The sequence below is a fragment of the Archangium sp. Cb G35 genome (assembly GCF_001896145.1).
GTDB lineage: Bacteria > Myxococcota > Myxococcia > Myxococcales > Myxococcaceae > Archangium > Archangium violaceum.
In genome coordinates this window covers 451,955-476,359 of the sequence record NZ_MPOI01000013.1, presented here as the reverse complement: position 1 = coordinate 476,359, position 24,405 = coordinate 451,955, and the positions used below count along the sequence as shown (strand labels likewise).

Sequence of the window (24,405 nt, the reverse complement as noted above, 5' to 3'; positions counted from 1 at the left end):
CGCAATCAACGTGACAAGCGCCGGAAGTACCGTGGCGCGCGGTTGGAAAGACGGAGTCGTCCGGTAATTCCTGCAAACGCGGCCCTGAAAGAACGGGGGTCCCTCCTCACTCTCGAGAGAGGAGAGCGAGGCACGGGACCACAGGACCGGATTTCAATGGATGACTGTGGAGAGGGACTCGAGGGCAGGTAGGCGGGTGGGAGGCGTGTGGTGCACGTGGTCGTAGAAGCACCCGGGCCCGAGCTGTTCAATCAGCTCGCGCTCCCGCGCATCTCCCTGCTCGGTACCGGAGTCGGAGGGCAGTTCGTATGGCTGGACGAGGACGAGTGCCTCACCGAGCGGCTTACGGCAGTCCTCGGGCAGTGAAGCAAGGCGTTCGCCGAACATGCGCACGAACGGAGGACCGAAGAAGTTGCGCCAGAAGAGGCCGGAGAGACCCGCGCTGTAGTTGCGGACGGTGAATGTCGCGGTCGAACCAAAGCCGTCCTCGTCGGGGACCAGACGCCGGGTCTTGCGCTCGACGTCCTCGCCCAAGGAGGACTGCGCCACAGGGGACTCCACGAGGCGCATGATTTCGGCGACCTGCTCTGCATGACCGGTACGCCAGGAGGGCTTGGACGCCAACTTCGCGGAGGCACGCCACAGGATACTCCCGTTGTAGCAATAAGGCCGGGAATCATCAGTCGCGGGAAAGATGCAGATGAAATCACTATCCGTCTGGGCAGCGACACAGAGGGACTGATGCTCTTCGTAGGTGGCGATGAGCACGTCGTAGTCGATGCGGTCGGGGTCAAGCGTCTTCTCAAACGATGGGAGGTGCTCATACCGCCTGGGTACGAACCACTGGTACTTCTCGAAAACGAGCTGGAGAAACTCCCGGATCACCGCACTCGACGGGCAGCCCGGCGGAAGGTCGATATTCGACTTGAGATAGCGAAAACGAGGCATGGAATGGATCTCAAGGGAAAAATTTCACGCGCGCCTTACCACCACTCTCCAGCTTCTGGAGGATAGAGAGGAGAGGCTCTGTCAAATGTGTCTTCCCCGAGGGGTGCTTCGCGGAACGACCCCACAACTCGAGGTGCCCTCCGTATTTCGTCACGTATTCGATCATGGCCTTGAGATTCCCCGTGTAGGCCAGTTCCTGGCGGCCCTTCGCCTCGATGAACTCGTAGGGCTGGCCCCACACCATCTCGCTGGGGTTGCCGCGCACGGAGTCCGGGATGAAGCCCACGGCTCCTTTTCCCGGTGGAGGCATCATCACCGCCGTGTTCTTCGCGTAGCCCTTCGCCTTGAGGATGCCATCCTCGAAGACGTTACCCGCCTGTTTGTTCGCGAGAATGGAGCGATAGAGCCGCTCCCACTCAGGGTCCACGGTGGAGGAGAAGCTCCGGTATTTGCGCGGGTGTCGGAACTGGTAGTCCACCCAGCACTGGGCCATGTGCTGGGGCGTCCCTGGGAACAGCCGCGTCCCATCCGGAAGCGTGCGCATCCCCAGCACGGGCAACACCTGCCCATGCCCCAGCGCATTCGCGGCCATGCGAAGGGGCTGCTCCAGCGTCCCAGCCACCCGCTGGAGGAAGGCCAGCTCCGCGTCGGTCAGCGTTCCGCCCCTGTCCGCGGCCCGCTGGAGGACGCGCTCGATCTCCTTCACGTCCTCGGGGTTCAGGTGAGAAGCAACACGAGAGAGCGCCCGCACCTCGTCCAGGCTCCTCCCCGTGACGAGCGCCACCCGCTGGAGCGCGGCCTCTCCTCCCTGCTTCAACAGCTTGCCGTTGGCGAACGGCAGCAACACCCCCAGCAGATGGATGAAGCGCTCGGGATTGCTGAGCGGATGCCCGGTGAGGCTGTAGCCGGACATGGCCGCCGACAGGTCCGTCACCTCTCCCAGGATGGGCGTGAGGCCAACGGCCAGCTCCACCACCAGTTCCTCCGCCGTGTACACATCCCCGGGCGGCGGCGTGTAGTCGAGGTGAGGAGGAGCCCTCTTGCCCAGCTCGATGGCGGTGGCCAGGGCGGAGCGGCTGGCCAGCAGGTAGAGCGCGACTTCCGAGGGGCTTCGCCGCAAGAAGTCCGGGTCCTGCGTATGGCTGTAAGCCCAGGCGAGTGTGGCCCGAACGAGCGCATCCAGGGACTTCTCGCGCAGCGGATGCTCGGTGAGAAGGTGGCCGGGAGCGATGCGCCGCAGGTGCGTGGCATGCGTCTCCATCAGACGCATTCCCCACTGCAGGTACTCCTCCAGCTTCTCCTCCACCGCCTTCCAGCGTGCTTCCTCCTCCTCGGGGCTCAGGAAGCCAGGAGAAGGGACTCGCGATGCGGGCAGCGGCTCCGGGCGGCTCCAGTCGCCGCCAATGGCAGGCCCCGGAGCCGAAGTCAGGGCCCACGCACGAGCGCGCGGAACCTGCCCGGCGCGAGGCCCCGTGCAGGCCAACAACAGGAGCAGCAGGACGCTCGCCCATCTCCACCCAGGTGCGTCCCGTCTCCCGCGCATCACGGCCGTCCTACAGGTACTTCTCGCGCTTGCGGGCCTTGAGGGCCTCGACCACCTTGCGCACGTCCTGGCTCTTGTCCTTGGGCACCACCAGCACCGCGTCGCCCGAGTCCACCACCACCATGTCCGTGAGGCCCACCACCGTCAGCGGACGCTTGTCGGCCAGCACCACGCAGCCCTTGCAGTCCACCACCACCGCCTCGCCACCCGAGATGACGTTGCCGTGCTCGTCCGCGGGCCGCACCTCGGGGATCGCCGCGAAGGAGCCCACGTCGCTCCAGCCGAAGTCTCCCGGCAGCACCGCGATGTTGCTCGCCTTCTCCATCACCCCGTAGTCGATGGAGATGGAAGGCAGCTTCGGGAACACGCGCTTGAGCACCGCCGCGAAGGTACGCTTGCCGGCCGCTTTGCGCAGCGCGTCCAGCCCCTTCTGCATCTCCGGCATGTGCTTCGCGAAGGCCTCCAGGATGACGTCCGCCCGGAAGACGAAGATGCCCGCGTTCCACAGGTACTCGCCCGACTCCACGTAGCGCCGCGCCGTCTCCGTGTCCGGCTTCTCACGGAAGGCCTTCACCTGGCGGCCACCCCCCTCCAACCCGCCGCCCACCTGGATGTAGCCGTAGCCCGTTTCCGGACGGTTCGGCTTGATGCCCAGCGTGACGAGGTGGCCCTTCGCCGCCACCCGCGCCGCCTCGGCGATGGTCTTCTTGAAGCCGGCCACGTCCGCCACGTGGTGGTCCGAGGGCAACACCACCAGGATGCCCTCCGGGTCCTTCGCCGCCACCTGCACCGCCGCCAGGGCGATGGCCGGCGCCGTGTTGCGCGCCACCGGTTCCACCAGGAGGTTCTTCTTGGGCAGGCCCTTCACCAGCTTCGCCGCCTGCTTCGCGTGCAGGGGACCGCAGACGATGAGGGTGTCCTTCACCGACGCCAGGCCCTTGAGCCGGACGGCGGTGTCGGTGATGAGCGGATTCTTCGAAGCCAGGGGAAGGAACTGCTTGGGACGCGCCTTGCGCGACAGGGGCCAGAAGCGGGTACCAGAGCCGCCGGCCATGATGACGGGATGGAGGGTCATGGGCGGCGCACCATAGCGTTTCGCCCGCCGCTCGCCAGGGGCTCGCTCGCCCGGCTGCCCCACGAACGTCGGCAGGAGTTTTGACCCCGCCCCGAAAAGCCAGTCTCATGCCGGGCGCGTTGGAGTCCAAGCACACATCGGTCGGTTTGACGCTCGCCCTCACCCTGGCGCTCGCGGTTGGGCTGTCGCTCGCCCCGCTCCCCGAGGCGTGGCGGCCCATCCCCAGCCTCTCCCAGGGGCCGGTGGTGCCGCAACTCATCGCGCTCGTCACCACCTCCAGCGCCGCCGCCAAGCGCAAGGCCATCGGCGTCGAGCCCGACACCGGCCCCGCCCCCGAGGTGCCCGAGCTTCCCGAGGAGGAAGAGGAGACAGAGATCGTCGAGGCCGACACCACCTCCGGCTCCGATGGCGGTACGCCGGCTCCCCCGCCCGTCGTCGCCGACGCCTCCGACACGCTGGGGCTGGCGAACCTGGGCCCCGCCACGCTCACCAAGGCCACGCGCATGGAGGCCCTGCGCGAGAAGATGGGCTCCAAGCACGTGGACCTCGACCCGGGCTGCCGCCGCATGGGCGCCTCCGGGTGCGAGGAGAGCGGGCTGGAGCCCTTCTTCAAGGCCCTGCGCGCGCTGCGCAACGGCAGCCGCACCCAGCCCGTGCGCGTGGAGCACCTGGGTGACTCGCTCATCGCCTCGGACCACATCAACGACGTGGTGCGCCAGCGGTTGCAGGAGCGCCACGGCTCGGGCGGCAAGGGCTTCCTCTACATCGACCGCCCCACCCGCTCCGGCCGCGGGGTGCGCGCCGGCCAGGCCTCCGAGGGCTGGGAGTTCATCCGCATCATCGACCGCTCGCCGCCCCGGGACCGGCTCCCCTTCACCGGCGTGGCCTTCACCGCGGGCGCCAAGAGCTCCCAGGACGTGCGCTTCGACATCGGCGATGCGCGCACGGCCGAAATCTTCTTCCTGGCCCAGCCGATGGGTGGCTCCGTGCAGGTGCTCGTCGACGGCAAGCAGTTGCAGCGCCTGCAGACGCGCTGGACTCCGGCCGAGGTGGCCAACGCCCGGGTGAAACTGCCCGAGGGCGCCAAGACGCTGACGCTCAAGACGCGCGGCAAGGTGGAGCTGCACGGCGTCTCGCTGGAGAACGGCGAGCCGGGCGTGGTGTACGACACCCTCGGCCTGCCGGGTGCCTACGCGGGCGTGTTCCTGCGCACCCACCCGCCCTACTTCCGCGCGCAGATGCGCCAGCGCAAGCCCTCGCTGGTGGTGCTCATGTTCGGCGGCAACGAGGCCTTCCGCCTCTCGCGCGACTGGACGAAGCCCGAGGAAATCAAACAGGAGGCCGAGCAGCTGGTGAAGCTGGTGCGCGAGTCCGTGCCGGATGCCGCGTGCCTCGTCTGGTCTCCCATCGACGCGGCCGTGCGCACCATGGGCGGAGAGCTGATTCCGCGCCGGGGCTCGCGCATGGTGGCGGACATCTTCCGCGACGCGGCCAAGGAAGGCGGCTGCGCCTACTGGGACGCGCTCGAGGCCATGGGCGGCGAGGGCTCCGCCATCCGCTGGCTGTCCGCGGGCCTGCTCAACGAGGACCTCATCCACCCGCGCGCCCGGGGCTCGGACCTGCTGGGCCACCTCTTCGACCTGTCCATCCAGCGCGCCTACGCCGCGAGCAGCCCGCCCCGCCTCGCCGCCGAGCCCTCGGGCCTGCAGAACGGCGAGAAGTCCCTCACCGCCACCTTCCGGCGGCTGGGCAAGCTGGAGAAGGGCGAGGACGCGCGGCTGGGCATCCTCCAGATCGGGGCCTCGCACACGGCCTCGCACTACTTCACGGACGAGATGCGCAACGCGCTGGCGAAGCGTTTCGGCGACGCCGGGCGCGGCTTCATCTCCGCGGGCAAGCCGTCGGACCGGCTGAAGCCCGCGGGCATCTCGCGCGAGCTGACGGGCGAGTGGACGGTGGAGGACGCGCTGCAGGCCACCCCTCCCGGACAGGCCTGGGGCCTCGGTGGCACCCGGGCGGTGGGCGCTCCGGGCGCCTCGCTGCGCATCCGCTTCTGCGAGGGCTGCACCGCGGCCACCACGCCTCCCGCGCGGCTCTCGCTGTACTGGCTGGACGGTCCCGGCAGCGGGCGCATGGAGGTGAAGGTGGACGGCAGCGCCATGCCTCCCGAGCCCGCTCCGCCCGAGCCCTTCACCGCGCCCACGGTGCGCGTCCGCTCCTTCCCCGTCACCGGCCCGGCTCACGACATTGAAGTGCTCAACCAGGGTGGTGGCCCGCTCACCGTGCTCGGCGCGGCGCTGGACCTGGAGCAGAAGGGCATCGCCTATGACGCGGTGGGCCTGCCGGGCTCCACCGCCTCCACGCTGGCCGGCATGGACCCGCAGGCGCTCTCCGCGCAGCTCTCCTCGCGCAAGCCCCAGCTGCTCGTCTTCTGGTACGGCACCAACGAGAGCGGCCAGAGGGAGCTGGACGCGGAGAAGCTGCGCACCGAGTACGGCGCCCTCATCTCCCGGCTGCGCAAGGACGCGGGCGGCGCCGAGTGCCTCGTCATCGGCACCACGGACCGGCTGCAGCCGGGCGCTGACGGCAGCTGGGAGGAAGCGCCCGCCCTGGCCCGCGTGGTGACGGCCCTTCCCGAGATGGCGCGTGCCCAGGGCTGCGCGTACTGGTCCCCCCGGGCCGCCATGGGTGGGGACTGGAGCATGCTGCGCTGGCAGCGCGAGGGCCTGGGCCACTCGGACGGCATCCACCTGACACCCGAGGGCTACGAGAAGCTCGCGGGCTCGTTCCTCTCCGACCTGCTCGCGGCCTACGAGGTCTTCAAGACCCAGCCGCCAGCGCTCGCCGCGGAGGGCGGCTGACGTGTATTTCCACAGCCTCCAGTTCCTCTTCTTCCTCACCCTCACCTTCAGCCTCTACTGGGCGCTGCACCGCTACAAGTGGCCGCGCCTGGGCGTGCTGATGGTGGCGAGCGTCTACTTCTATTCGATGTGGACGCCGTGGCCCCTGGTGCTCTTCCTCGGGGCCACCGCCATCAACCACCTGTGCATCAAGGGCTTCCGGCGCTCGCAGTCGCCCGGAGTGCGCAAGGCGCTGTTGACGTTGTCCATCGTCAGCACGCTCGGGGTGCTGTGCACCTTCAAGTACGCGGACATGTTCCGCGAGACGGCGGTGGCGCTGCTCGGTCCGCTGGGCATCCACGTGCGCACCCAGCCCTTCAGCCTGCTGCTGCCCGTGGGCCTCTCCTTCTTCACCTTCCAGGCCCTCAGCTACGTGGTGGACCAGTACCGGGGTGAAATCCAGAAGGAGCACTCGTTCTTCGAGCACCTGCTCTACCTGCTCTTCTTCCCCCACCTGGTGGCCGGCCCCATCGTCCGCGCCTCGCACCTCATCGAGCGCTTCGACGACACGCCGTCGCTCACGGCCGACGAGGGAGGCCGCGGCCTGTATCGCATCGCCGTGGGCCTGGCCAAGAAGCTCATCATCGCGGACGTGCTGGGCTCGGGCCTGGTGGACCCCGTCTTCGCCTCGCCCGAGGCCTATACGTCCGCCGAGTGCTTCGTCGCGGCGGTGGCCTACAGCTTCGAGCTCTACTTCGACTTCTCGGCGTACTCGGACATCGCCATCGGCACGGCGGCGCTCTTCGGCTTCAAGTTCGCGGAGAACTTCAACCGCCCCTACCTGGCGACGAACCTCTTCGACTTCTGGGCCCGTTGGCACATCAGCCTGTCCAACTGGCTGCGCGACTACCTCTACCGGCCGCTGGGTGGCAACCGCGTCTCCAAGCCGCGCGCGCTGCTCAACCTGATGATCACGATGGGCCTGGGCGGCCTGTGGCACGGAGCGGACTGGCGCTTCGCCATCTGGGGCCTCGCGCACGGCGCCATGGAGTGTGTCATCCGCGTGTGGTGGTGGATGACGGGCAAGCCGCCGAAGGAAGGCAAGATGGCGGTGGTGCGCGCGGGGCTCGGCTGGGTGGCCACGTTCAACGTGGTGGTGCTCACGCGCATCGTCTTCCGCTCGCCGAGCCTGGCGCACGCGGGGGAGATGTACCTGCGCCTGTTCGAGGGCAGCCTGGGCCTGGCCAACGTGAGCACGCTGGTGTGGACGATGCTGGCGGTGGCGGCGGTGAGCCACGTGACGCCGCTGAGCCTCTTCCACAAGGCTGGAGACCTGTTCGTGCGGATGCCCGTACCCGTGCGCGCGGTGGTGCTGGTGCTCGTGGGCCTGGGCGTGCGGCACCTGACGTCCGTCGAGACGCGCCCGTACGTCTACTTCCAGTTCTGAGGTGCGCCCGGGGCCCCACGGGGCGGCGCACCTGCTCGTGTCACCGCTGTGACTCTCGTGACGCAGTCCGCGCCAGGGCGCTGCCCGGGAACGGATTTTCCATGGAGTTCACGGTCAATCTGTTTACTGTCAACAATAGGTAGGTTAACCAGTGAGCACATGCACCTACCTGCCACTGGAACAATCCTCCTCTGGTGTCTCCTCCTGGCAACACCGGCAGCAGCCGAGACACCGGACAGACACGAGCTGGCGCTGGGTGGCGTGCTGTTCACCCAGCTGTCCTTCGCCCGGCTCAACTCGCCCTATGTCGGCCTGGAGGCGGCCTACCGCACTCCGCTGGCCACGGAGGGGAGATGGAACCACGTGCTCGTGGGAGGTGGGCTCCGGGTAGCGCGCAAGCCCGCGCTGCCGGAGTTCACGGACATCACCCTGCCGCTGGAAGTGTTCCTCCAGGCGCGGCTCCGGGCCCGCGTGGGCCCCTGGGAGCCCTCGGTAGGACCCGAGTTGGGACTGAGCGGAATGTCCGTGCTCTACCGCCGCATCATCCCCGCCGAAGGTGAGGACCCCCAGGAGCAGTCGCGGCTCAGCCCGTTCTACTTCGCGATCGGCGCGGCCCCCCTGCGCTTCCACTTCGGGCGCTTCACCGTCAGCGCCCTCGAGTTCCACGTGGGCACCGTCTCCTTCCCACACAACTCGGCGGTCCGCCTGCAGCTCGGTCTGCTCCATGGAGGAATCCAGCTATGAGCATGTACCCTCACGGCAGGTGGGCGTGGCTGCCCCTGCTGTTCGTCCTGACCTCCTGCACCGAGAGCTCCGTCCTCGCCGACCCGAAGCTCCAGGAGCTCCGCGCCATGACGGAGCAGGTGGATGGCGAGCGCCTCATGGGCGACGTGCGGGCGCTCCACGCGGCCCACCTGTCGGACACGCCCCTGGACCACACCGTGTGGAAGAACCAGGAGCTGCTGGCCCCCCACTGGCACAGCCATACCCGGCTCAAGAGCGGCGAGCTCATGGAGTCGCGCCTGCGCGGACTCGACCTCACGGTGTCGCGGCAGAACACCCCTCACGAGCGTCTGCCCACCTCGAACGTGATCGCCCGGCTGCCGGGAGTGACCCGGCCGGAGGAAGTCGTGCTGGTGGGCGCCCACTTCGATGCCTTCCACGGCGGCGCGGATGACAACAGCACCGGAGTGGCCGGCATCCTGGAGCTGGCCCGCATCCTCTCCCAGTACCGGTTCGACCGGACGATCCTCTTCGTGGGCTTCGATCTCGAGGAGATAGGGGGCTACGGCAGCTACCGGCTCCTGAGCAGCAGGACGGGCAGCTCGGAGAAGCTGGTGGCCAGTCTGGTGCTCGACTGCATCGGCTACTACGACACCACCCCGGGCTCCCAGGCCACCCTGCCCGGATTCCCCTCGCCGCGCAGCGCCGACTTCCTCGCCGTCATCGGCAACGACTCCTCGAGCCGCATGGCCTCCGAGTTCTACGCGCTCAGCCGGGAGCTCTCGCTCATCCACACCGTGCCGATGCTCGCCACCGGCAACGGGCTCAATCCCCTGAGCGAGCCCCTGCTGCGCAGTGATCACGCGCTCCTGTGGCTCGCCGGCGAGCGCGCGCTCTTCGTCACCGACACCGCCGTGTTCCGCAATCGCCACTACCACCAGGTCACGGACACGCCCGAGACGCTGCACCCCGAGCTGTTCCGCAAGGCGGTCCAGAGCACCCTCGCCGCCGTCGCCTATTGGGCAGGAGGCCCCCGATGAGCCGCACGCACAGCCGCGCCCTCCTGCTGGTGCTGGGGCTGGTGGGCCTGATGGGGTGGCCGGCGGGCGCCCGCGCCGAACAGCCGGCGCGCGAGCTCCCCCTCCACGTCTACTTCACCACCGGCGCGACGGTGTACCTGTCCGACGCTCGCACCATGGGCGGCGTGGGAGGCGGCTTCGGTATCCGCGGCACGCTGAACGAGCGATTCTTCCTGCAGGCCGAGCTGAGCTCCCTCCTGATCGCGGGGACCGTGACGAATCTCCGGGTGGGCGCGGGCCTCCAGCGTCCCGGCCTCTACACCCCCGCCGTGCTGCTCACGCTCGGTGCGCTCTTCGGGGACCGGATGGCGTTCCTGACGCCCTCCCACCCCACGCCGGTGCGGGGCCCCGCGGTGACGCTGGGCGTGACGGTGGCACCGTTGCGTTTCACCCACGGCTGGGCCCAGGTCTCCCTGCTCCAGCTCGGAGTGGGCGTTGGCAGTGATTTTCCCGGACTGGGGCTCTCCTACCACCTCGGGCTCGCCGAGGTGGGCCTGTCCTTCTGAGCCAGACCGTCCCCCCTTTTCACCCTTTCATTGGGAACACGAGCGATGGAGCGAGGCAACAAGGCCCTCCCCGAGTATTGCGACAACCTGGTGGACATCCTCCAGGAGCGGACCCGGCAGCGGGGAGACGCGCTGCTCTACCGCTTCCTGGAAACAGGTGACCTGGATGGCTCCATCGAGGAGTGGAGCTACCGCCGGCTGGACACCCACGCGCGCGCGGTGGCCGCCCAGCTTCAGGCGAAGGGCGCCGCTGGCGAGCGTGCCCTGCTGCTCTACCCGCCCGGCATGGAGTTCGTCGCGGCCTTCATGGGCTGCCTCTACGCGGGCGTCATCGCCGTGCCCAGCTACCCGCCGGATCCCACCCGCCTGGAGCGCACGCTGCCCCGCCTGCGCGCCATCGCCGAGGACAGCGGCTCGCGCTTCGTCCTCACCACCTCCGGCATCCTCGACATGGCCGGCTTCATGCTGCCCCAGGCCCCGGAGCTCGCCGCCCTCGAGTGGGTGGCCACCGACGCGCCCTCCGAGGCGCTCGCCTCCGCCTGGAAGCGGCCCGAGCTGTCCGGTGGCCTGCTCGCCTTCCTCCAGTACACCTCGGGCTCGACTGGCAACCCCAAGGGGGTGATGGTCACCCACGCCAACATCCTCCACAACGAGGCGCTCATCACCCGGTGCTTCGGCATCGATCCGGCGGTGAGCTCGGGCATGGGCTGGCTGCCCATGTTCCATGACATGGGGCTCATCGGGAAGGTGCTCCAGCCGCTCTACATGGGCTTCCCCTGCACGCTCATGTCGCCGCTGGCCTTCCTCCAGCGCCCCATGCGCTGGCTCGAGGCCATCTCCCACTTCCGCGCCACGTGCAGCGGCGGCCCCAACTTCGCCTACGAGCTGTGCGCGCGGAAGGCCACCGCCGAGGACAAGGCCCGGCTCGACCTGAGCAGCTGGGACCTGGCCTTCAACGGCGCCGAGCCCGTGCGCCGCGAGACGCTGGAGCGCTTCGCCGAGACCTTCGGTCCCAGCGGCTTCCGGCGCGAGGCCTTCTATCCGTGCTACGGCCTGGCCGAGGCCACCCTCATCGTCACCGGCGGAACCAAGGGCCAGCCGCTCGTCCACCGCGGCCTGGACACCGGCAAGGGAACCCCGCCCATGCAGCAGGTGTCCTCGGGCCAGAGCGCGCCGGATCAGCGCGTCCTCATCGTGGACCCGGACACCCGCACCGTCCGCGGCCCGGACGAGGAGGGAGAGATCTGGGTCTCCGGGCCCAGCGTGGCGCGCGGCTACTGGGGCCGGCCCGAGGAGACCGAGCGGGCCTTCGGAGGCCAGCTGACCTCGGGTGAGGGCCCGTTCCTGCGCACCGGGGACCTGGGCATGCTCTCGCCCGAGGGCGAGTTGTACGTCACCGGCCGGTTGAAGGATCTGATCATCCTGCGCGGCCGCAACCTGCACCCGCAGGACCTGGAGCTGAGCGCCGAGCGCGCCCACCGCGCCGTGCGTGCCGGCTGCTGCGCCGCCTTCGCGGTGGACGTTCAGGGCGAGGAGCGGCCCGTGCTGGCCGCCGAGGTGGATGCGCGCGACGGCCTCGATGCCACCGCGGTGGTGGAGGCCATCCGCCGCGCCGTGTCCGAGGAGCACGCGGTGCACCTGCACGCCGTGGTGCTGCTGCGGGCGCGCACCATCCCCAAGACGTCCAGCGGTAAAATTCAGCGCCGCGCCTGCCGCGAGGGCTACCTCGCGGGCGAGCTGGAGGTGGTGGCCGACTCGGTGGCGAGCGAGCCCGCGGCCGCCCCCTCCGCGCCCACCCTCCCCATCCGGGAGCTGCTGACCTCCGCCGAGGAGCATGAGCGCCTCCCGCACCTGGAGCGCTTCCTGCGCGACGAGGTGGCGCGCGTGCTGCGCATGGATCCGTCCACGCTCGCGGGCGGCACGTCGCTGGCGGCGCTGGGCCTGGACTCGCTGATGGTGATGGAGCTGCAGGACAGGCTGGAGAAGGAGCTGGCCATGTCCCTGCCCGCCGCCTTCCTCTGGCAGCACCCCACCCTGTCCGCCACCGCCGCGCACCTGCTCGAGGCCTGGAAGGGCGTCCCTCCCTCGGCGACGGCGCCCGTCACCCCGCCGCCGCGGCCCGTCCCGCGGGGCACCGCGCCGCGGCTCTCCTCGGGCCAGCTCCGGCTGTGGTTCCTGGATCGCCTGGCCCCGGGAACTCCGCTCTACAACGTCCACTTCGGCCTGTGGCTGTCGGGCCCGCTGGACGAGGCCGCCCTGCGCCGCAGCCTGGACGCGCTGCTGGAGCGCCACGAGGCGCTGCGCGCCACCTTCCCCGAGGTGGACGGCCAGCCTCAGCTCGTCCTCCAGCCGCCCACGTCCCTCCAGGTGCCCCGTGTGGACCTGCGCTCCCTGCCGGCCGCCGAGCGCCAGGCCGAGCTGCACCGCGTGGGCCTGGAGCAGGCCCGGGCTCCCTTCGAGCTGGCCCGTGGACCGCTCGTGCGCGCCACCCTGGTGTCGCTCGGTGACGAGGAGCACGTGCTGCTGATGACGCAGCACCACATCATCACCGACGGCTGGTCCATTGGCGTGCTGGCCCGGGAGCTGGCCGCCCTCTACCGCGCCGGAACGGGCGCCTCCCCCGCGCCCCTCGCGCCGCCCGCCCTGCGCTACACGGACTGGGCGCACTGGCAGCGCGAGCTCGGGCCGCAACTGGACGGACAGCGCGCCTATTGGGGGCGGAAGCTGGCCGGCCTGCCTCGGCTGGAGCTCACCACGGATCGCCCGCGTCCGCGCGAGCCCTCCTTCCAGGGCGCCGTGCACGCCTTCACCCTGCCGCGCGAGCTGGTGGACGGCCTCAAGGCCCTGGGCCGGCGCGAGGGCTGCACCCTCTTCGTCACCCTCGCCTCCGCCTGGGCCTGCCTCCTCCACCGCTACAGCGGGCAGGAGGACTTCGGCGTGGGCACCGTGGTGGCCCACCGTGAGCGGCCCGAGGTGCGCGACGTGGTGGGCTTCTTCGCCAACACCCTCGTGCTGCGCTGCGACGTGGCCGGCGCCCCCTCCTTCCGCGAGCTGCTGACCCGCACCCGCGAGACGTTCCACGAGGCGCTCGCCCACGGGGACCTGCCCTTCGAGGAGGTGGTGGGCGCGGCCCGTGCCAGCCACGGCGCGGACAATCCGCTCTTCCAGACGTGCCTCATGTTGGAGAGCCTGCCGCCCACGGACCTGAGTGTCCCGGGCATGACGTGGCGGCCCGTGCTGCCCACCCCGGATGGCGCGGTGGAGGGCACCTCGAAGTTCGATCTCCAGCTCGCCCTCGCCGAGGGCCCCGAGGGGCTGTCCGGCGCGCTGGAGTACCGGGTGGATCTCTTCGACACGGCCACCGTGGCCCGGCTCGCCGGCCACTTCGAGCGGCTGCTGCGCGGCGTGCTCGAGGCCCCGGAGCGGCGCGTGGCCGAGCTGCCCCTGCTGTCCTCCGAGGAGCGGCGTCGTCTGCTGGTGGAGTGGAACGAGAACTCCCCGGCCGGCGCACCCGCGCCCTGCATCCACGAGCAGTTCTCCGCCCAGGCCGCCCGCACGCCGGACGCCGTGGCGGCCGTTTTCGAGGACGAGTCCCTCACCTACGCGGAGCTGGAGCGGCGCGCCAACCGGCTCGCCTGGCACCTGCGCTCGCTGGGCGTGGGCCCCGAGACGCGCGTGGGCCTGAGCGTGGAGCGCTCGGTGGAGATGGTGGTGGGCATGCTCGGCATCCTCAAGGCCGGCGGCGCCTACGTCCCGTTGGATCCGGACTACCCGCGCGAGCGGCTGGCCTTCATGCTGGAGGACTCGGGGGCGAAGGTGCTCGTCACCCAGCGGCATCTGGCCGGCACCCTGCCCGCGCGCGACGTCCAGACGGTGGCGGTGGACGAGCCCGGCACCTTCACCTCCGGAAGCGACGCGCCCCCCGCCCCGGGCACCGGGCCCGAGGGGCTCGCCTACGTCATCTACACCTCCGGATCCACCGGCCGGCCCAAGGGCGTCATGGTGCCCCACGGCACCGTGGCCAACTTCTTCTCCGCCATGGACACGCGCCTGGGCGGCCCGCGTCCGGGTGCCTGGCTGGCGCTCACCAGCATCTCCTTCGACATCTCCGTGCTGGAGCTGCTGTGGACGCTCACCCGCGGCTTCAAGGTGGTGGTGCAGGGCGAGACGATGAAGGCCCCGCGCCCGCGCGCGCACGCCAGCTCGCGCCCGCTGGACTTCAGCCTCTTCTACTTCGCGGACGACTCGGAGCAGGCCGGGGGTGATAGGTACCGGCTGCTGCTGGAGGGCGCGAAGTTCGCGGACCGCCACGGCTTCGCCGCGGTGTGGACGCCGGAGCGGCACTTCCACGCCTTCGGCGGCCTGTACCCCAACCCCTCGGTGGCCGGTGCCGCCATCGCCGCCGTCACCGAACGGGTGGGCATCCGCGCCGGCAGCGTGGTGCTGCCCCTGCACCACCCGGTGCGCGTGGCCGAGGAGTGGGCCCTGGTGGACAACATCTCCCGCGGCCGCGTGGGCATCTCCGTGGCCTCCGGCTGGCACGCCAACGACTTCGTCTTCGCCCCCGAGCGCTACGAGAAGCGCAAGGACCTGATGCTCGAGGGACTGGAGCAGGTTCGCCGGCTGTGGCGCGGGGAGACGCTGCGCTTCAACGGCGGCGCCGGCACCCCGGTGGAGGTGAAGCTGCGCCCCACCCCCGTGCAGCGCGAGCTGCCCTTCTGGCTCACCGCCGCCGGCAACCCGGAGACGTTCCGCGCCGCGGGCCGGCTGGGGGCCAACGTCCTCACCCACCTGCTGGGACAGACGCCGGAGGACCTGGCGCGCAACCTCGGCATCTACCGCGAGGCCTGGCGCGAGGCGGGCCACGCGGGCGAGGGCCATGTCACGTTGATGCTCCACACCTACGTGGACACCGACGCCGCCCGGGTGCGCGCCCGGGTGGACGCCCCCTTCCGCCAGTACCTGAAGAGCTCGTTGGACCTGATGCGCGGGCTGGGACGCACGCTGGGCATCGACATCGACGCGGCCAGCTTCCAGGAGGCGGAGCTCGACCGGCTGGTGGCGCACGCCTTCGAGCGGTACTTCGAGTCCAGCGGCCTGTTCGGCACGCCGCGGGCCCTGCGCGAGCGGGTGGCCCAGCTGCGCGAGCTGGGCGTGGATGAGATCGGCTGCCTCATCGACTTCGGCATCCCCGCGGACCAGGTGCTGGAGAGCCTGCCCCACCTGGACGAGCTGCGGCGGCTGGTGGAGCGGGACGAGCGCCGCGGCGGCCGCGCGAGCGCCCCGGTGGCCGCGCAGCTGCGTGCCCATGGCATCACCCACATGCAGTGCACGCCCTCCTTCGCGCGGGCGCTGTCGCTGGACGCGGAGGCGGTGGCGTCGCTCGGCCTGCTCAACAGTCTGATGGTGGGCGGCGAGGCCCTGCCGTCCGCGCTGGCCGGGGCGCTGACGCAGGCGGTGTCTGGCGGCGAGGTGCTCAACATGTACGGGCCCACGGAGACGACCATCTGGTCCTCCACCCACCGCGTGGGCGCCACGGACGCGGCGGTGGTGCCCATCGGCACGCCGCTGCTGCGCACGCAGCTCTACGTGCTGGACGCGCTCCTGCAACCGGCGCCCGTGGGCGTGCCGGGCGAGCTGTACATCAGCGGCGCCGGCGTGGTGCGCGGCTACCTGGCGCGGCCCGAGCTGTCCGCCGAGCGCTTCCTGCCGGATCCATTCAGCACCGAGCCGGGGACGCGCATGTACCGCACTGGCGACCGGGCGCGTTGGCGCGCGGATGGCACGGTGGAGTTCCTCGGCCGCGTGGACCACCAGCTCAAGGTGCGCGGCTTCCGCATCGAGGCCGGTGAAATCGAGGCCGCCCTGGAGGCACACCCGGCGGTGCGTCAGGCCGTGGTGGTGGCGCGCGAGGACGAGCCGGGCGACGTGCGCCTGGTGGCGTACGTGGTGCCGGCCGAGGCACAGGCCGCGGAGGCCGGAGCGCTGCGCGACTTCGTCCAGCAGCGGCTGCCCGAGTACATGGTGCCCTCGGCCTTCGTGGAGCTGGCCACCCTGCCGCTCACCCCCAACGGGAAGGTGGACCGCAAGGCACTGCCCGCGCCCTCGACGGCCCGCGCCGCGCGCACCGCGTACGTCGCGCCCCAGGGCCAGTTGGAGCAGCAGGTGGCCACCGTCTGGCAGGAAGTCCTCAAGGTGGGCCAGGTGGGTGTGCACGACAACTTCTTCGACCTGGGCGGCCACTCGCTGCTGCTCGTCCAGGTGCACGCGAAGCTGCGCACGCTGCTCGGCCGGGACATCCCCCTGCTCAAGCTGCTGGAGCACCCCACCGTCAGTGCCCTCGCGCGCTTCCTGCGTGAGGACACGGGCGGCCAGGAGACGGTGGACGCCGCACAGGATCGGGCGAAACGGCAGCTGGAGAGCCTCAAGCGCCAGCGCCAGCGTCAGAAGGGACGGGGTTGAGAGACATGGACAACGACACACTGCCCGCCGGCGAGGACACCCTCGCCGTGGCGATCATCGGGATGGCCGTGCGCGTCCCGGGTGCTTCCGATGTGGACGGCTTCTGGCGCAACCTGCGCGAGGGCGTGGAGTCCATCCGCTTCTTCTCCGACGAGGAGCTGAAGGCGCTCGGGGTGGACCCCGCCTCGGTGCACAGCCCGAGCTTCGTCAAGGCCGCCCCCGTCCTGGACGACGTGGGCCGTTTCGACGCGGCCTTCTTCGGCTACTCGCCCCGCGAGGCGGAGCTGATGGACCCGCAGCACCGCCTCTTCCTGGAGTGCGCGTGGAAGGCGCTGGAGCACGCGGGTGAGCACCCCACGCGGCACCCGGGCGCCACCGGCATCTTCGCCGGCTCCAGCCTCAGCACCTACCTGCTCTTCAACCTCGCCACCCGGCCGGACCTGGTCCAGGCCGAGGACACCTTCCCGGTGATGGTGGGCAACGACAAGGACTTCCTCGCCACCCGCGTCGCCTACCACCTGGGCGCCAAGGGGCCCGCCGTCACCGTGCAGACGGGCTGCTCCACCTCGCTGGTGGCCACCCACCTCGCCTGCCAGGCGCTGCTGGGCTTCCAGTGTGACGTGGCGCTCGCGGGCGGCGTCTCCGTGCACGTGCCCCAGCGCACCGGCTACCACCACCAGGAAGGCGGCATCACCTCGCCGGACGGGCACTGCCGCGCCTTCGACGAGAAGGGCCAGGGCACCCTCTTCGGCAGCGGCCTGGGCATCGTCGTCCTCAAGCGCCTGGAGGACGCGATCGCCGACGGCAACACCGTCCACGCCATCATCCGCGGCTCGGCCATCAACAACGACGGCGCCATGAAGGTGGGCTACACCGCCCCCGGCATCGAGGGCCAGGCCGAGGTCATCGCCCGCGCCCAGGCCGTGGCCGAGGTGTCCCCGGACTCCATCTCCTACGTGGAGGCCCACGGCACCGCCACCCAGCTCGGAGATCCCGTGGAGGCCGAGGCGCTCACCCAGGCCTTCCGCGCCGGCACGCAGCGCAAGGGCTTCTGCGGGCTCGGCTCGGTGAAGACGAACATCGGCCACCTGGACGCCGCCGCGGGCGTGGCCGGCCTCATCAAGACGACGCTGGCCCTGGAGCACCGGGAGCTGCCGCCCAGCCTGCACTTCCAGAAGCCCAACCCGCGCATCGACTTCGCCAACAGCCCCTTCTACGTCAACGCCACCCTCCAGCCGTGGCCCGCGGGTGGGACGCCCCGGCGCGCCGGAGTCAGCTCGTTCGGCATCGGCGGCACCAACGCCCACGTCGTCCTCGAGGAGGCCTCCGCGCCGCGCCCCGGCTCCCCCGCGCGCCCCTGGCAGCTCCTCCCGCTGTCAGCGAAGACGCCCTCCGCGCTGGAGTCCCTCACGGCCTCGCTGGCCGCACACCTGAAGGCGCACCCGGAGCAGGACCTGGCCGACGTGGCCTTCACGCTCCAGGTGGCGCGCAAGGAGCAGGAGTACCGCCGCGTCCTGGTGTGCACGGACCGCGAGGATTCCCTGCGCGTGCTGGAGACGAAGGATCCCCAGCGCACCTTCTCGCTGTCCCCGGGAGCGCGGCCGGCCCCGGTGGCCTTCCTCTTCGCCGGTGGCGGAGCCCAGTACGTGGACATGGGCCGCGGCCTCTACCAGTCCGAGCCCGCCTTCCGCGAGGTGGTGGACCGCTGCGCCGAGCTGCTGCGGCCCCGGCTGGGCTTCGACCCACGCACGGCCATGTACCCGGATGCGAGCAAGCAGGAAGAGGCGCAGCAGCGGATGAAGCGGCCCTCGGTGGGGCTGCCCGCGCTCTTCACCATCGAGTACGCCATGGCCCGGCTGTGGGCCTCCTGGGGCGTGGAGCCCGAGGCCATGCTGGGCCACAGCATGGGCGAGTACGTTGCCGCGTGCCTGGCGGGGGTGTTCTCCCTGGAGGACGCGCTCGCGCTGGTGGTGCTGCGCGGCCAGCTCTTCGAGCAGCTCCCCGGCGGCGGCATGTTGAGCGTGCCCCTGCCCGAGGAGGAGGTGCGCGCGCTGCTCGGCCCGGAGTTGTCCATCGCCGCCATCAACGGGCCCTCGCAGTGCGCCATCGCCGGCACCACGGCGGCCATCGACGCGCTGGCCGAGGAGCTCACCCGCCGCGAGGTGGAGTTCCGGCGGATTCAGATCGACGTGGCGGCGCACTCGCACCTGGTGGAGCCCATCCTCCCGCGCTTCCAGGCCTTCGTGGCCTCGTTGAAGCTCCAGGCGCCCTCGGTGCCCTTCGTCTCCAACGTCACCGGGACGTGGATTTCACCCGAGGAGGCGACGAGCGCCTCGTACTGGGCGAGGCACCTGCGGCACACGGTGCGCTTCGGCGAGGGCCTGCGCGCGCTGCGCGAGCAGTCCGCGGAGCGCGTCCTGCTGGAGGTGGGCCCCGGACGCACGCTGAGCACGCTGGCGAAGCTCCAGACTTCCGGAGGCAAGCCCGCCATGGCGCTGGCCTCCATGCGCCACCCGCAGGACGCCCAGGGCGACGCCGAGCACCTGTGCACCACCCTGGGCCGGCTGTGGCTGGCCGGGGTGGAGGTGGACTGGGCGAAGGTGCACCAGGGCGAGCGGCGCCGCCGCGTGCCGCTGCCCACCTACCCCTTCGAGGGCGCGCACTACTGGCTCCAGCCCGAGGCCCCCAGCACCCGCCGCCGGGGCACCGCGAAGAAGAGCGCGGACGTGGCGAGCTGGTTCCACCAGCCCACCTGGCAGCGCGCCGCGCTGCGCGGGGAGGCGCCGGCCACCGCGGAGACGAAGCAGGGCTGGCTGGTGTTCCTCGACAGCGGCGGCGTGGGCACGGCCCTGTGCGAGCGGCTCGCCGGCCAGGGACACGCGCTCACCACCGTGCAGCCCGGCCCGGGCCTCGGCCAGGAGAGGCAGGGGCACTACACGCTGGAGCCCCGCCGCCGCGAGGACTACGTGGCGCTGCTGCGCGAGCTGAAGGAGCAGGGCCGCAAGGTGGAGCGCATCGTCCACCTGTGGGCGCTGGACGCGCCGCCGGACTCCGGGCCCGAGCGGCTCGACGACGCCCGGGTGAAGGGCTTCGACAGCCTGGTGCTGCTGGCGCAGGCGCTCGCCGAGGTGGAGGTGCCGGGCCCCGTGGTGCTGGACGTGGTGGGCCGCGGCGCGCTGGAGGTGGAGAGCGCCGACGAGGGCTCGCCGGAGAAGGCGCTGGCCCTGGCCGTCTGCAAGGTCATCCCCCAGGAGAATGACACGGTGGCGTGCCGCTACGTGGACCTGGGAGGCCCGGGGCCACGCGCGGCCGGAGCGCTACACCGGGAGCTGACGGTGGGCTCGCGGGAGCCGGTGGTGGCCCTGCGCGGGCCGCATCGCTACGTGCAGGCGTACGAGCCGGTGCGCCTGGAGAAGAGTGAGGCGCCGGCCCGGGTGCTGAAGCAGCGGGGCGTGTACCTCGTCACGGGCGGCCTGGGCGGCGTGGGCTTGATGCTCGCCGGACACCTGGCGCGCACGTACCAGGCGCGGCTGGTGCTGGTGGGCCGCACCGCCCTGCCGCCGCGCGAGGAGTGGCCGCAGTGGCTGGCCCGCGACGAGAAGGACGCCACCCGGCGCCGCGTGCGGGCCGTGCAGGAGCTGGAGGCCGCGGGCGCGGAGGTGTGGGTGGCCCGCGCGGATGTGGCGGACGAGGCCAACCTGCGGGCGGTGGTGGACGAGGCCCAGGCGCGCTTCGGCCGGCTGGACGGCGTCATCCACGCGGCGGGCCTCGCCGGACAGAAGGCGGTGGCCCTCCTCTCCAGCATCACCCCGGAGCTGAGCGAGGAGCACTTCCACGCGAAGGTGCGCGGTGTGCTGGCGCTGGAGCGGGTGGTGAGGGACCGGGCGCTGGACTTCTGCCTGCTCATCTCCTCCAACGCCTCCGTGCTGGGCGGCCTCGGCCTCACCGCCTACGCCGCGGCCAACGGCTTCCTGGACGCCTTCGCCTCCAGCGGCGCGCGCGAGGGACACACCCGCTGGGTGAGCACCAACTGGGACGGATGGCCCTCGGCGACGGACGAGGGGCCCGCGGTGCGCACGAGCATCGACCAGTTCGCCATGTCCGCCCCCGAGGCCCTGGACGCCTTCCAGCGCGTGGTGGAGTCGTCCCTGTCCGGCCAGGTCGTCGTGTCCACGGGAGACCTGGAGGCGCGGCTGGCGCAGTGGGTGCGCCGAGAGGGCGCCTCGGCCGCGGGCGCGCAGACACAGGGCACGCTGCACGCGCGGCCCGCGCTCGGCACCGAGTACGTGGCGCCGGGCTCGGAGCTGGAGGGCACCCTGGTGCGCATCTGGCAGGAGACGCTGGGCCTGGAGCAGCTCGGCGTCCACGACAACTTCTTCGACCTGGGTGGCAGCTCGCTCATCTGGCTCAAGGTGGTGGGCCGGCTGAAGAAGGAGCTGGGCCGGGAGGTACCGCTCACCTCCGTCTTCGAGGCTCCCTCCGTGGCCGCGCTGGCGAAGCTGCTCGGCGAGGGACCCGCGGAGCCCCAGACGTACGACGCCCAACAGAGCCGCGGCGCCGCCCGCCGCGAACGCCGCAACCGGCGGGGCTGAGTCCCCCCGGAGCCGCACCCCCTTCACACACTTCAAGCAGCCGCGGAGCAGACGCAGGTGGAAAAGTTCTCCTCAGGGAATTTCGACGACGCGGACATCGCCATCATCGGCATGGCGGGCCGCTTCCCGGGCGCGGGTAACGTGGAGCAGTTCTGGGCCAACCTCCGCGACGGGGTGGAGTCCATCCGCTTCCTCACCGAGGAGGAGTGCCGGGCCGGCGGCGTGGAGGAGTCCCTGCTGAAGGAGCCCTCCTACGTCCGCGCCTCCGCGTTCCTCGACGAGCCGGAGGGCTTCGACGCGCCCTTCTTCGACATGCCCCCGCGCGAGGCGGAGATCACCGACCCGCAGCACCGCGCCTTCCTGGAGTGCGCCTGGGAGGCCCTGGAGCATGCGGGGTACGCGGCCCGGGAGTACCCGGGGTCCATCGGCGTCTACGGCGGCGCCACCCTCAACACGTACCTGCTGCTCAATCTGGCGCGCAATCCCCAGGTGCTGCGCTCGCTGGAGCCGGTGCAGCTCAACATCGGCAATGGCGGCGACTTCCTCACCACGCGGGTGGCCTACAAGCTGAACCTCAAGGGGCCGTCGCACGCCGTGCAGAGCGCGTGCAGCACCTCGCTGGTGGCCGTCCACGTGGCCTGCCAGAGCCTGCTCAACGAGGAGTGTGACATCGCCCTGGCCGGCGGCGTCTCCATCAACCTCACCCAGCGCTACGGCTACCGCCATGTGGAGGGAGGCATGGCCTCGCCGGACGGGCACTGCCGTCCCTTCGAGGCGAAGGCCCGGGGGACCCTCTTCGGCAGCGGCGTGGGCATGGTGGTGCTCAAGCGCCTGCGCGCCGCGGTGGAGGATGGAGACACCATCCACGCCATCATCAAGGGCTCGGCCATCAACAACGATGGCTCGCTCAAGGCGGGCTACACCGCGCCGGGCCTGGAGGGACAGGCCCAGGTCATCACCGAGGCCCTGGGCGCCTCCGGCCTGCGCGCCGAGGACATCTCCTACGTCGAGGCCCACGGCACGGCCACGCCGCTGGGAGATCCCATCGAGGTGCAGGCCCTCACCCGCGCCTTCCGCGCCACCTCCCGGCGCACGCGGCACTGCGCGCTGGGCTCGGTGAAGAGCAACATCGGCCACCTGGACGCGGCCGCGGGCGTCACCGGCCTCATCAAGGTGGTGCTCTCGCTGCGGAACCAGCAGCTTCCGCCCACCCTGCACTTCGAGCAGCCCAACCCCGCGCTCGAGCTCGACGGCAGCCCCTTCTACGTCAACGCCACCCTCCAGCCGTGGCCGTCCGGAAGCACGCCCCGGCGCGCGGGCGTCAGCTCCTTCGGCGTGGGCGGCACCAACGCCCACGCCGTCCTCGAGGAGGCACCGCGGCCCCAGCCCGGCTCGGGCGGCCGCGAGTGGAAGCTGCTGCCCCTGTCCGCCCGGACGCGCACCGCCCTGGACGCCGCCACGGAGCGGCTCGCCACGTGGCTGGAGCACAACCCCACGTGCGACCTCCAGGACGTGGCCTGGACCCTCCAGGCCGGCCGCGAGCGCTTCGAGCACCGCCGCTTCCTGCTCGCCCGCGACGTGGCCGAGGCGGTGTCCGGCCTGCGCCACCCGGAGCAGTCTCCCGCCACGGCGCACGCCCGGGGCGAGCGCTCCGCCGTCTTCCTCTTCCCCGGCCAGGGCACCCAGCACGTGAACATGGGGCTCGCGCTCTACCGCGCCGAGCCGCTCTTCCGCGCCGAGGTGGACCGGTGCGCCACGCTGCTCACCCCGCACCTGGGGCTGGACCTGCGCACGCTGTTGTACCCCGCGCGGCCCGAGGACACCGAGGAGTGCGGGAAGAAGCTGGCGCAGACGGCCCTCACCCAGCCCGCACTCTTCACCATCGAGTACGCGATGGCGAAGCTGTGGATGAGCTGGGGCGTGGAGCCCGAGGCGATGATCGGCCACAGCATCGGCGAGTACGTGGCGGCGTGCCTGGCGGGCGTCTTCACGCTGGAGGACGCGCTGCGGCTGGTGGCGGCGCGCGGGCGGCTGATGCAGGGGCTGCCCTCGGGCGCCATGCTCGCGGTGCCGATGGCCGAGGAGGAGGTGCAGCCCTACCTCCATGCCGAGCTGTCGCTGGCGGCCGTCAACGCGCCCATGCAGTGCGTCCTGTCCGGCACGCACGCGGCGGTGGAGAAGGTGCAGCGGCAGCTGTCGCTGGCGGGCGTGCGCTGCCAGCCGCTCGTCACCTCCCATGCCTTCCACTCCTCGATGATGGAGCCCATCCTCCCGGAGTTCATGGCGCAGGTGGCGTCCGCCAGGCCCCGCGCGCCGGAGCGGCCCTTCATCTCCAACCTCACCGGCACGTGGGTGACGCCGGAGCAGGCGCGCAGCCCCGAGTACTGGGCGCAGCACCTGCGCCGCGCGGTGCGCTTCGAGGCCGGACTGCGCGCGCTGCTGGCCGAGCCGAAGCGGGTGCTGCTGGAGGTGGGCCCGGCCCAGGTGCTGACCCGCCTGGCGCGCCGCCACCCCGCCCACGACGCCTCGCGCGTGGTGGTGCCCTCCATGCCCTCGCCCCAGGACACGCCTCCCGCCGCGCCGCTCGCCTACGAGGCGCTGGGACGGCTGTGGCAGGCCGGGGTGACACTGGACTGGGAGGGCTTCCACACGGGCGAGCGCCGCCGCCGCGTCGCCCTGCCCACCTACCCCCTCGAGCGCCAGCGCTACTGGGTGGAGCCCACCACCTCGCCCGCTCCGCTGCTGGACGCCGCTCCCCAGGCCCCGGCCCATCCGGAAGCCCCGGCGCCCGCGGACCCCGCGCCCCAGCGGACGCTTCACCCCCGCCCGGAGCTGCGCACCCCATTCGTCGCCGCGGGCAATGAGCTGGAGCGCAAGCTCGCCACCGTCTGGCAGGAGGTGCTGGGCGTGTCCTCCATCGGCGTGGAGGACAACTTCTTCGACCTGGGCGGTGACTCGCTCCTGGCCATTCAGATCAGCGAGCGGCTGAAGAAGGACCTGGGCGCCGACGTGGCCGTCTCCGGGCTCTACGAGGGTGTCACGGTGCGGGCCCTGGCGAAGCTGCTCAACCCGGAGCCGGCCACCCCGGCCGAGGACTCCGAGTCCGACGAGCGCCAGCAGCGCCGCAAGCAGAACCTGGAGCGTCAGCGCTCGCGCCGCCGTAGCGATGACGAGGACGAGGGCTGAGCAC

11 protein-coding genes are annotated in these 24,405 nt (G+C 71.3%); 8 read left to right on the top strand and 3 right to left on the bottom strand.

All coding sequences use genetic code 11. The features are described from left to right. Positions 1-153: 153 nt before the first annotated feature. Genes BO221_RS36680 through BO221_RS36670 form a run of 3 tightly spaced genes read right to left on the bottom strand, consistent with a single transcriptional unit; the run spans position 154 to position 3,566 of the window. Entirely contained in the window at positions 154-948 is a 795-nt protein-coding gene (locus BO221_RS36680; RefSeq protein ID WP_143195891.1) for a hypothetical protein, read from the bottom strand. Positions 949-958: 10 nt separating this feature from the next. Continuing rightward, the gene (locus BO221_RS36675; protein ID WP_143195890.1) at positions 959-2,491 is read right to left on the bottom strand and encodes a hypothetical protein; all 1,533 of its coding nucleotides are present in this window, start codon (positions 2,489-2,491) and stop codon (positions 959-961) included. Between the two features lie 10 nt (positions 2,492-2,501). Then, entirely contained in the window at positions 2,502-3,566 is a 1,065-nt protein-coding gene (locus tag BO221_RS36670; protein WP_073565483.1) for a mannose-1-phosphate guanylyltransferase, read from the bottom strand. A 107-nt stretch (positions 3,567-3,673) separates the two neighbouring features. Here BO221_RS36670 and BO221_RS36665 point away from each other — a divergent pair, with 107 nt between their 5' ends. The 8 genes from BO221_RS36665 (at position 3,674) to BO221_RS36630 (ending at position 24,401) form a co-directional block, all read left to right on the top strand. Further along, a complete protein-coding gene (locus BO221_RS36665; RefSeq protein ID WP_073565482.1) occupies positions 3,674-6,427 on the top strand; it encodes a GDSL-type esterase/lipase family protein in 2,754 nt (917 codons plus the stop codon). 1 nt (position 6,428) lies between these two features. Beyond that, complete coding sequence (locus BO221_RS36660) at positions 6,429-7,853, top strand: MBOAT family protein (RefSeq protein ID WP_073565481.1); 1,425 nt, start codon at positions 6,429-6,431, stop codon at positions 7,851-7,853. 261 nt (positions 7,854-8,114) lie between these two features. Then, entirely contained in the window at positions 8,115-8,597 is a 483-nt protein-coding gene (locus BO221_RS36655; RefSeq protein ID WP_073565480.1) for a hypothetical protein, read from the top strand. Continuing rightward, positions 8,594-9,616 carry a M28 family peptidase gene (locus BO221_RS36650; RefSeq protein WP_073565479.1) on the top strand — a complete coding sequence of 341 codons (1,023 nt, stop codon included), beginning with the start codon at positions 8,594-8,596 and terminating at the stop codon, positions 9,614-9,616. The genes BO221_RS36655 and BO221_RS36650 overlap by 4 nt, the downstream gene beginning before the upstream one ends. Beyond that, entirely contained in the window at positions 9,613-10,161 is a 549-nt protein-coding gene (locus BO221_RS36645) for a hypothetical protein (protein ID WP_073565478.1), read from the top strand. The genes BO221_RS36650 and BO221_RS36645 overlap by 4 nt, the downstream gene beginning before the upstream one ends. Before the next feature lie 45 nt (positions 10,162-10,206). Beyond that, entirely contained in the window at positions 10,207-16,623 is a 6,417-nt protein-coding gene (locus tag BO221_RS36640) for a MupA/Atu3671 family FMN-dependent luciferase-like monooxygenase (protein ID WP_073565477.1), read from the top strand. A gap of 5 nt (positions 16,624-16,628) precedes the next feature. Next, a complete protein-coding gene (locus tag BO221_RS36635; RefSeq protein WP_073565476.1) occupies positions 16,629-21,215 on the top strand; it encodes a type I polyketide synthase in 4,587 nt (1,528 codons plus the stop codon). A 57-nt stretch (positions 21,216-21,272) separates the two neighbouring features. Next, a complete protein-coding gene (locus BO221_RS36630; RefSeq protein WP_233166412.1) occupies positions 21,273-24,401 on the top strand; it encodes a type I polyketide synthase in 3,129 nt (1,042 codons plus the stop codon). Positions 24,402-24,405 lie beyond the last annotated feature (4 nt).